General features: G+C 68.8%; 8 protein-coding genes and 2 pseudogenes. 7 read left to right on the forward strand and 3 right to left on the reverse strand.

All coding sequences use genetic code 11. The annotated features are described in order from the left end of the window. Positions 1-76: 76 nt before the first annotated feature. Positions 77-865 (reverse strand): GntR family transcriptional regulator, encoded by a 789-nt coding sequence (locus AC2W7M_RS02155; RefSeq protein WP_486129694.1) that lies wholly within the window; start codon positions 863-865, stop codon positions 77-79. Between the two features lie 13 nt (positions 866-878). Further along, complete coding sequence (locus tag AC2W7M_RS02160) at positions 879-1,616, reverse strand: maleate cis-trans isomerase family protein (protein ID WP_486129696.1); 738 nt, start codon at positions 1,614-1,616, stop codon at positions 879-881. A 309-nt stretch (positions 1,617-1,925) separates the two neighbouring features. Between AC2W7M_RS02160 and AC2W7M_RS02165 the strand changes: the two genes are divergently transcribed. From AC2W7M_RS02165 to AC2W7M_RS02175, 3 genes are all read left to right on the forward strand, one after another. Continuing rightward, entirely contained in the window at positions 1,926-3,548 is a 1,623-nt protein-coding gene (locus AC2W7M_RS02165; RefSeq protein WP_486129698.1) for an ABC transporter substrate-binding protein, read from the forward strand. Positions 3,549-3,732: 184 nt separating this feature from the next. Then, positions 3,733-4,716 carry an ABC transporter permease gene (locus AC2W7M_RS02170; RefSeq protein ID WP_486129699.1) on the forward strand — a complete coding sequence of 328 codons (984 nt, stop codon included), beginning with the start codon at positions 3,733-3,735 and terminating at the stop codon, positions 4,714-4,716. Then, entirely contained in the window at positions 4,713-5,639 is a 927-nt protein-coding gene (locus AC2W7M_RS02175; protein ID WP_486129701.1) for an ABC transporter permease, read from the forward strand. The genes AC2W7M_RS02170 and AC2W7M_RS02175 overlap by 4 nt, the downstream gene beginning before the upstream one ends. Positions 5,640-5,649: 10 nt before the next feature. On the opposite strand, the gene AC2W7M_RS02180 is transcribed toward AC2W7M_RS02175, so the two are convergent. Further along, a complete protein-coding gene (locus tag AC2W7M_RS02180) occupies positions 5,650-5,784 on the reverse strand; it encodes a hypothetical protein (protein ID WP_486129713.1) in 135 nt (44 codons plus the stop codon). Here AC2W7M_RS02180 and AC2W7M_RS02185 point away from each other — a divergent pair. From AC2W7M_RS02185 to AC2W7M_RS02200, 4 genes and pseudogenes are all read left to right on the forward strand, one after another. Continuing rightward, positions 5,753-6,619, forward strand: a pseudogene (locus AC2W7M_RS02185) (ABC transporter ATP-binding protein). The gene AC2W7M_RS02180 and the pseudogene AC2W7M_RS02185 sit on opposite strands and share 32 nt — an antisense overlap. After that, a pseudogene (locus tag AC2W7M_RS02190) lies at positions 6,616-7,681 on the forward strand (ABC transporter ATP-binding protein). The pseudogenes AC2W7M_RS02185 and AC2W7M_RS02190 overlap by 4 nt, the downstream one beginning before the upstream one ends. Further along, on the forward strand, positions 7,678-9,177 hold the full coding sequence (locus AC2W7M_RS02195; RefSeq protein WP_486129703.1) for an amidohydrolase family protein: 1,500 nt from the start codon (positions 7,678-7,680) through the stop codon (positions 9,175-9,177). Before AC2W7M_RS02190 ends, AC2W7M_RS02195 begins: the two are co-directional and overlap by 4 nt. Positions 9,178-9,186: 9 nt before the next feature. Beyond that, the gene (locus AC2W7M_RS02200) at positions 9,187-9,777 is read left to right on the forward strand and encodes a GAF domain-containing protein (RefSeq protein WP_486129705.1); all 591 of its coding nucleotides are present in this window, start codon (positions 9,187-9,189) and stop codon (positions 9,775-9,777) included. Positions 9,778-9,991: the final 214 nt, after the last annotated feature.

Genomic DNA, 9,991 nt, shown 5'->3' on the forward strand with positions numbered 1-9,991 from the left:
ATGAATTAAGTACTTACTTAGTTTTAGCGCGACGCGTCCCGCCGGCAAGCCGATAGATTGGCCACGGGGAGGGCGATTAAGGTCTTGTTCCCAAAGGATCGAAGCGCCGCGCTGCCGGTTCCTTGGGCGCCGGTGGCGGCGTCCGTGCCCAAAATCTCTCCACCGGCGGCGGTCCGCTGATCGGGGGCGCGTCAGCCCCGGTCCGCAGCCCCCGCCAGGGCGCGCAGCACCGCCTCGCCGGTGAGGCGGTTGTGGGCTTCCAGGCGCTCGGCGAGGTCGAGGCGCGCGCGGGCGCGGAAGGCCACCATGATGGCCTCATGCTCGTCGAAGGACTGGGCGACCGCAGCGGGTTCACGTTGACGACGAACCGCAGGCGCAGCACGCGCTTCTGCAGGTTGTCATAGGTCTGGACCAGGACCGGATTGTGCGTTGCCGCGGCGAGCGCGCGGTGGAAGTCCTGGTTCAGCGCGGTGTAGGCGGACGGCTCGGGATGGGTGCGCAGCAGCGCATGGATGTCCTCCAGCCGCGCCTGATCGGCGGCGGTGGCGCGCAGGCCCGCGAGCAGGCCGATGCGATGCTCGATCGCGCCCTTGAACTCGAACAGATGGGCGACGTCGTCCGGGTCCACCGGGGCGACGATGGCGCCGCGGTTGGGCCGCAGCTCCACGAAGCCCTCCGCCGCAAGCACCTTCAGCGCTTCGCGCAAAGGCGTGCGGGACACGCCGAACCGGAGGCACAGCTCCGCCTCCGGGATCTTGGCGCCGTAGGCGAGTTCGCCGTCGAGCAGCACCGCGCGCAGCCGCTCCACGATCTGCTCGTGGAGCGTCGTCTGCTCGGGCGCGTCCGCGACGGCGGTGTCCACCATGATCGCCCTCGCTTTATTGCGCCGCCACGCCGAGAGCGGCCGACGGCTCCGGCGCGGCGAACATGGAACCGAACGGCGCCAGCGCGCCCGCCGGCACGCCGAGCTCGGCCAGGCATCCCCACAGCGTCGCGGAGACGGAATCGTACACCCGCACCCCAAGCCGGCGCTCCATCTCAGCGCCGATGAGCGCGCCGCGCATGTTGGTGCAGACGATGGCGATGGCGTCGGGCCGGGCCGCCGCCACGTCGCGGCACATGGCCTCGATTTCGGCCTCCGAGATTTCGGCAAACGAATAATTGTCGGAGACGCCCGAATGGCGCCCCGCCACCACGTGAATGCCGAGGCGGGCATAGTTCTCGACGATCTTCTGCTCCACGTCCGCAGTATAGGGCGTCACGAGCGCGAGGCGCTCGACGCCATCCTTGCGGATCAAAGCGTTGATGGCCGCCATGGCGCTGGTCGCCTTGACGCCGGTGCGCGCCTCGATGGCGGCGGTGAGCCGCGCGTCCCAGTCGAAGCCGAGCCAACTCGCCGAGGTGCCGTTCCAGGCGATGATGTCGGCGCGGGCATCGGCCAGAAGCTCGGCGGCGGCGAGGATCGGCTCCTGTCCGAACTGGTCGTTGGCCTCCTCGTCGAGGGCGATGCGGGTGACGCGGAAGCGGCCGAAATGCGCCGTCACATGCGGGAACAGCGGCGCCAGCAGATGCGCCGTGAAGGGCTCCAGCACGGTGTTGGAGGAGGGGGTCAGCATGCCGATCCGGCAGCGGGGGGCAGGGGTCCGATTTGCATGCAAAATGATCCGGTCGAAAACCTGCATCCAGCGGCGCCAAGCCAGAAGGCGGCAAAGCGAAGCCGGTGCCTGCCCTTAGCTGTGCCCTGTGCCGGGACATTCGTCAATCGGCTATAATCGCGCAGATGCAATGGTTTTGCACAGGAAAGAGGCAGGTTCTGGCGCGGGGTTCGGCAGCGACCCGGTCCCGCTTGGAGTTTGATGCCTACAATTTGATATTTAAGCGTCCACTTAGTTGGTGCACACTTTAAGGAGAAAATGAATTCAAAAATGACCTTCCAGGAGCTCACCCATGCGTCTTACGCTGCTCGTCTCCACCGCGCTCACCGCGCTTCTCGTCGCTGCGGCGCCCGCCGCGGCGCAGGCGCCCGCCCCGGCGCGCCCGAGAAGGTCTTCCGCTACGCCTATCGCGTGGACCCGGCCTCGCTCGACCCGCACGCGCTGGCGGAGACCTTCACGCTGTCGTGGCTCGGGCAGGTCTATGAGCCGCTCGTCGGCCGCGGCAAGAATCTGGAGCTGGTGCCGGCGCTGGCCGAGAAGTGGGAGCAGGTCGACCCCACCACCTGGCGCTTCCACCTGCGCAAGGGCGTGAAGTTCGCGGACGGCACGCCCTTCACCGCCGACGACGTGGTGTTCTCGCTCCAGCGGGTGAAGAAGGACGGCTCGGACATGGCGTATACGGTGGCCTCGGTCACCGACATCAAGAAGGTGGACGACCACACCGTCGACCTGGTGATGGCCAAGCCCAATCCCATCCTGCCGGTGCAGATCACCTCCACCTACATCATGAGCAAGGACTGGGCGGAGAAGAACGGCGCCACCGCGCCGGCGAGCGTGAAGGCGAAGGTGGAGAATTTCGCCTCCACCAATGCCAACGGCACCGGGGCGTTCAAGATCGACAGCCGGCAGGCGGGCGTGCGCACCGTGCTGGTGCCGAACCCCAACTGGTGGGGCGACAAGACCTCCAACGTCACCAAGGTGATCTTCACGCCGATCCAGGCCGACGCCACCCGCGTCGCGGCCCTGCTGTCGGGCGAGGTGGACATGGTCTATCCGGTGCCGCAGCAGGACGCCGCGCGCATCGACGGCTCGGGCAGCGCCAAGGTGCTGAAGGGCGCCGAGCTGCGCACCATGTTCCTCAACATGGACCAGAAGCGCGACGAACTGCACACCTCCGACGTGAAGGGCAAGAACCCCTTCAAGGACAAGCGCGTGCGCCAGGCGATCTATCAGGCCATCGACATGGAGGCGATCAAGGACCGCATCATGGGCGGCACCTCGCACGTCGCCGGCACCATGATCGCGCCGGGCATCAACGGCTACGACGCCAAGCTCGACAGCCGCACCGCGCCCTACGATCCCAAGGCGGCGAAGCAGCTCCTGACGGAGGCCGGCTATCCGGACGGCTTCTCCTTCACCATGGACTGCTCGAACGACCGCTACGTGAACGACGAGCGCATCTGCCAGGCCATCGTCGGCATGCTCGGGCGCGTCGGCCTCAAGGTGAACCTCAACGCCCAGACCCGCAGCAAGTATTTCGAGAAGGTGCTGGCGCGCGACACCTCGTTTGCCATGCTCGGCTGGCAGCCCCTGAGCTATGATGCCCACTCCACCCTCCAGGACACCATGAACACGCCGGAGGGCAAGATCGGCACCTACAATATCGGCAATTACTCGAACCCGAAGATCGACGAGCTGACGCAGAAGATCGAGGTGGAGGTGGACCCGGCCAAGCGCAACGCCCTCATCTTCGAGGCGATGACGCTGAGCAAGAACGACTACAGCCACATCCCCCTGCACCAGGCCGGCATCGCCTGGGGCGTGCGCAAGGGCGTGAACGCCGTGCTGCGCTCCGACGACAGCCTGGAATTGAAGTGGGTGACGCTGGACTGATCGCGGACACGGCAACACGGTCATCCCCCGGCTCGTCCGGGGGTTCCACTTCAGGACTTGCTGGCCGCCCCGTCCGGGAGCGTCACGGATGCGGATGAGTGGATGCCCCGGCCAAGCCGGGGCATGACGGTGGGGAGGTTGGGATGGTGGCAGGATTTCCAATCATTTTCATGAAGACCGCCCCATGAGCTTCCTCCTCGGCCGGCTGGGCCAGACCGTCCTCGTGCTGCTGGTGGCGAGCTTCGTCGCCTTCGCCCTGTTCCGCTATGTGGGCGACCCGGTGAACAACATGGTGGGGCAGGCGGCCAGCATGGCGGACCGCGAGGCGGTGCGCCGGGCGCTCGGGCTCGACGATCCCATGGTGGTGCAGTTCGCCCGCTTCATCGGCAATGCGCTCCAGGGCGACTTCGGCATCTCCTACCGCTTCGGCCAGCCCGTGGCGGCGCTGATCGGCGAGCGCTTCCCGGCGACGCTGGAACTCTCCCTCATCTCCATGGTCATCGCCACCGGCCTCGGCGTGCCGCTCGGCGTGTGGACGGCGCTGCACCGGGGCAGCTGGCTGTCGCAGGTGCTGCTCGCCGTGTCGCTGGTGGGCGTGGCGCTGCCCACCTTTCTGATCGGCATCGCGCTGATCCTGATCTTCTCGGTCTGGCTCGGCTGGCTGCCGTCGTTCGGGCGCGGAGAGGTGACGGCGCTCGGCGGCTGGACCACGGGCCTTCTCACGGTGAGCGGCCTCAAGGCGCTGGTGCTGCCGTCCGTGACGCTGGGGGTGTTCCAGCTCGCCCTCATCATGCGCCTCGCCCGCGCCGAGATGCTGGAGGTGATGCGCACCGACTTCATCCGCTTCGCCAAGGCGCGGGGATTGAGGCCGCGCGCCATCGAGTATCGCCACGCGCTGCGCAACACGCTGCTGCCGGTCATCACCATCGTCGGGCTGCAGTTCGGCAACGTGTTCGCCTTCTCCATCATCGTCGAGACGGTGTTCCAGTGGCCCGGCCTCGGCCTCCTGGTGATCCAGGCGATCCAGTTCGCCGACGTGCCGCTGCTTGCCGGCTACCTGGTGCTGATCGCCTTGTGCTTCGCGGTCATCAACCTGGCGGTGGACCTCGCTTATGTGGCCATCGACCCGCGTGTGCGCGGCTCCCGGGCGGCGGGGCGGGCCACATGACCGCCGCCCGCGCGACGCTCGCAGCCTGGTGGGACGGCGACCTCCTCTACCGGTTCCGCCGCTCGCCGGTGGCGATCCTCTCGCTCGCCATCGCGGTCCTTTTGTTCGCCGTGGCGCTCGGGGCGGATGCCATCGCCCCCTACGACGCCTTCGACCCGGCGAGTGCCAACGTGGTGGACGCCCGCCTGCCGCCGGGCAGCGTGGGCCTTTATGGCGAGACCTATCTGCTGGGCACCGACCCGCAGGGCCGCGACATGCTCTCGGCCATGATCTACGGCCTGCGCACCTCGCTGATGGTGGGCCTTGCCAGCGTCGTGCTGGCGGCCCTTGTGGGCGTGCTGCTGGGGCTGATCGCCGGCTATTTCGGCGGCGTTCTCGATGCCGTCATCATGCGCATCGCCGACGTGCAGCTCTCCTTCCCCGCCATCCTCATCGCCCTGCTGATCGATGGGGTGACCCGCACCGCGCTGCCGCGCGAGGTGCACGACGCGCTCGCCGTGCCGATCCTCGTCTTCGCCATCGCCGCCTCGTTCTGGGTGCAGTATGCGCGCACGGTGCGCGGCCTCGTCCTGGTGGAGCGCAACCGCGAATACGTGCTGGCGGCGCGGGTGATCGGGGTCAGCACGCCGCGCATCCTGTTCACCCACATATTGCCCAACGTGCTGGGGCCGGTGCTGGTGATCGCCACCATCAACCTCGCGCTCGCCATCCTCACCGAGGCGACGCTCTCCTTCCTCGGCGTCGGTTTGCCCTCCACCCAGCCCTCGCTGGGCTCGCTGGTGCGGATCGGCAACGAGTTCGTGTTCTCCGGCGACTGGTGGATCAGCGCCGCGCCGGGCGCGCTGCTGGTGCTCTTGTCCCTGTCGGTGAACATCTTCGGCGACTTCCTGCGCGACGCGCTCAACCCGAAGCTCGCCGCATGAGCGCGCTGCTTCAGGTGGAGAACCTCCGCGTCGAGATCGCCGCCCGCAAAAGGCGGCTCACTGCCATCGACGACGTCTCGTTCGAGATCGCCGCCGGCGAGGTGCTCGGCGTGGTGGGCGAATCCGGGGCCGGAAAGTCGGTCACGGGAACCGCCGTGCTCGGCCTCCTGGAGGCGCCGGCGGTCCAGGCGGGCGGGCGCATCCTGTTCGACGGCCGCCGCATCGACACGCTCAGCGAGGAGGAGATGCGGGCACTCCGGGGGCAAGGAGATCGCCGCCGTCTTTCAGGACCCGCTCACCAGCCTCGACCCGCTGATGACCATCGGCGACCAGCTTGCCGAGACCATGCTCACCCACCTGCCGATGACGCGCGCCGAGGCCGAGGCGCGGGCCGGCGAACTGCTGGCCGAGGTGGGCATCCCGGCGCCGCGCGAGCGCCTCCAGGCCTATCCGCACGAGCTGTCCGGCGGCATGCGCCAGCGCGTGGTGCTGGCGCTCGCCTTCTGCTGCGCGCCGCGCCTCATCATCGCCGACGAGCCCACCACCGCGCTCGACGTGTCGATCCAGGCGCAGATCCTCGACCTGCTGCGCCGCATGTGCCGCGAGCGCGGCACCGCGGTGATGCTGGTGACGCACGACATGGGCGTGATCGCCGAGGTCGCCGATCGGGTGGCGGTGATGTATGCGGGGCGCGTCGCGGAGATCGGCCCGACGCGGCAGCTGATCGCGCACGCGGCCATCCCTACACGCGCGGCCTCATGGCCTCGATCCCCTCCATGCGCCGGCGCGAGAAGGAGCTGACGCAGATCCCTGGCGCCATGCCGCGCCCGGATGCGCCGGTCGCCGGCTGCGCCTTCCATCCGCGCTGTCCGCAGGCCTTCGCGCGCTGCGCCACCGAGCGGCCGCCGGCGTTCACGGTGGGCGCCGCGCGGGTCGCCTGCTGGCTCGCAGATCCGGCGCGCGAGAGGGTGCCCGCATGAACGGCACCGACATCATCCTCTCGGTGGACCAGCTCACGGTGCGGTTCGACGCCTCGCCGCCGCTCCTGAAAACGCCTCCTCACCGGCGCCAAGCGGCGCACGGTGCACGCGGTGGAGGCGGTGGACTTCCAGGTGGCGCGCGGCTCCACCTTCGCGCTGGTGGGCGAGAGCGGCTGCGGCAAGTCCACCATCGCCCGCACCATCGCCGGCATCCAGCCGCCGAGCAAAGGCGCGGTCTCCTTCATGGGCGTGAACGTCGCCGGCTTCAGGACCCGGCACGCGGCGCTGCCCTATCGCCGCAACCTGCAGATGATCTTCCAGGACCCTTATGCCAGCCTCAACCCGCGCTGGCGCATCGGCCGCATCATCGCCGAGCCGATCCTCACCCACCGGCTGATGACGCGCGGGGCGGCGCTCGACGCCCGCATCGCCGAACTGCTGGAGACGGTGGGCCTCTCGCCCAAGGATGCGCAGAAGTATCCGCACCAGTTCTCCGGCGGCCAGCGCCAGCGCATCTCCATCGCCCGCGCGCTGGCCGCCAACCCCGCCTTCGTGGTGTGCGACGAGCCGACCTCCGCGCTCGACGTGTCGGTGCAGGCGCAGATCCTGAACCTGATGAAGCAGCTCCAGCGCGATCTGGGCCTCACCTTCCTCCTGATCACCCACAACCTTGCCGTGGTGGCGCACATGGCGGACCGGCTGGGCGTCATGTATCTCGGCCGCCTCGTGGAGCAGGGGGATGCAGGCCAGATCCTCGCCCGCCCGCTCCATCCCTACACCCGCGCCTTGCTCGACACGGTGCCCGATCCCCATGCCCCGCACCGGCCGCGGGCGCGGCTTTCGGGCGAGGTGCCGAGCCCGCTCGCGCCGCCCTCCGGATGCGCCTTCCATCCGCGCTGCCCGCTCGCCGACGCGCGCTGCGCCGCCGAGCGGCCCGAGCCGATCCGCATCGATGCGGTCACGGTCGCCTGCCATGCGGTGGCGGAGGGGCGCATCGACGCCGCGCCACCCGATCGCGCCAAAGACCAACACAGCCTCGAACAGAGTGGAGACGCCGCGTGAAGACGACCATCGTCCATTGCCATGCTTTGCTCGGCGAAACGGCCACCCCGGCTCCGGGCCCGGTCGACATCGAGATCGACGGCCGGCTGATCGCCGACATCCGCCCCGCCGGCGCCCGTGCCCCCGAGGGTGAAGTGATCGACGGGCGCCGCATGCTGGTGGCGGCCGGCCTCATCAACGGCCACCACCACAGCCACGAGGGCTTCTACAAGGGCCGCAAGGACAACCTGCCGCTCGAACTTTGGATGAACTATGTGCGGCCCCTGAAGCCGATCGCGTTCTCGGCGCGCGACATCTATCTGCGCACCATGATCGGCGCCATCGAGGCGGTCCGCAGCGGCACTACCACGATCAGCGATGACACCAACCAGAGCCCGCGCATCCGCCCCGAGCATGTGGAGCAGGTGTTCCAGGCCTATGAGGACATCGGCATCCGCGCCAACGTCGGCATCACCTTGTTCGACAAGCCGTTCTTCCGCGCCGTGCCGTTCGTGGACGAGGAATTCCCCAAGGACTTGCTGGCCGAACTGGACGGAACGCCCATGTATTCGGGTGAGGAATTGCTCGACTTCGTGACCGGGCTCGCCCGCACGCGCCATCCCTCCACCAACCGCGTCTCCTACATCGCCGCGCCCTCGGCGCCGCAGCGCTGCACGGAAGACTTCCTGATGGCGGTGCGCCGGATGGCGGACGATTACGATCTGCCGCTGATGATCCACGTGCAGGAGACGCGGATGCAGGTGGTGACGGGCCAGCTGTTCTACGGCTCCACCATGATCGAGTATCTCGACCGCATCGGCTTCATGAAGCCGAAGACCGCCTTCATCCACGGCATCTGGCTGAACCCGCGCGAGATCGAGATTCTGGCGCGCACCGGCGTCACCATCCAGCACAACCCGCCCTCGAACCTGAAGGTGGGCTCCGGCCTCGCGCCCATCCGCGCGCTGCTCAAGGCGGGCGTCAACGTGAGCATGGGCACGGACGGCTGCGGCTCCATCGAGGGCACCGACATGCAGAATGCGCTCTATCTTTCGGCGCTGCTGCAGAAGCTGCGCGGCGACCACACCGAGTGGGTCGGCGCGGACGAGGCGTTCCACGCCGCCACCATGGGCGGCGCCCGCGCGCTCGGCCGCGAGAAGGAGCTGGGCGCGGTGGAGGTCGGCCGCATCGCCGACCTCGTGGGCTACAAGCTCGACAGCATCCCCTTCACGCCGCTCAACAACCCGCTGCAACAGCTGGTCTATTCCGCCTCCCGCGCCGAGGTGGACCTCGTCATGGTGGACGGCGCGGTGATCGAGAAGGACGGCAAGCTGACGCGCATCGACGAGGCGGCGATCCTCGACGAGATCGCCGAGGCGCACGCCCGCATCGCGCCGCTGCTCACCGAATCCGAAAAGGACGTGGAGCGCATCTCCCCGCACTACGAGCGCATCTTCCGGCGCTGCCAGTGCATGGAGATCGCCGCCGACACCTTCCCCGCCCGCTTGAGCCACTGAGAGACTTCCATGACCCGTCCCGCGGATTTCCACGCGCGCGCCATCGACGTCCTGCACGACGTCAACGAGGCCGCCTGGCGCGAGAGCGACCCGGAGGAGGGCGTGCGCCACTTCACCACCGCCACCCGCGCGCTCCTCGGCGATCCCGATGCGCCCAGCCGGCCCGGCGCGCTGAAGCCGGGGGAGACGCAGTTCATCGTCTCGGCCTGCTTCTTCATCGCCCCGAGCCGCGACCACATGATCGTGTTCGCCGACAATTTCGGCCTCGGCCGCGCCCGCATCTCGGTCACCGACAGCCGGCCGGGCCACACGGTGCAGACCAAGGAGGCGGCGGTGGTGAAGAACACCGACGAGGACGCGATCTTCCGCCAGATCATCAAGACCGGCCGCGTCGGCTGCTCGGTCTATGTGCCGGTGATGTGGAAGGGCGAGGTGGTGGGCATGTTCAACACCGCCTCGCAGGCGCGCTACATGTTCGACGAGACCGACATGAAGGTGCAGAAGCTGTTCGCCGCCTGCGCCGTGGCGGTCTGGATGGGCCGCGGCGGCCCGGACAAGGTGGCGCAGGTGGCGAAGGAACTCGGCCCCTGGCCGGGCTGAGGGGGCCGGGCCAAAACCCCGTCATGCTCCGGCTCGGCCAGAGCATCCATGCCACGTCCCAATGCCGCCCCCGGCCGCAGGATGGGCCCTCGGGTCAAGCCCGAGGGCGACGGCGGGACCAGGGGCGAGGGCGGTGAGAGATGGACGGCGGCGGGACGGCGCCGACGGCCGCGCCCCGTCACCCGCCGTTGCGATGCCCCCCGTTCGCGCGTGC

It is taken from the genome of Xanthobacter sp. BG11Y11_SDJG, from assembly GCF_057364445.1.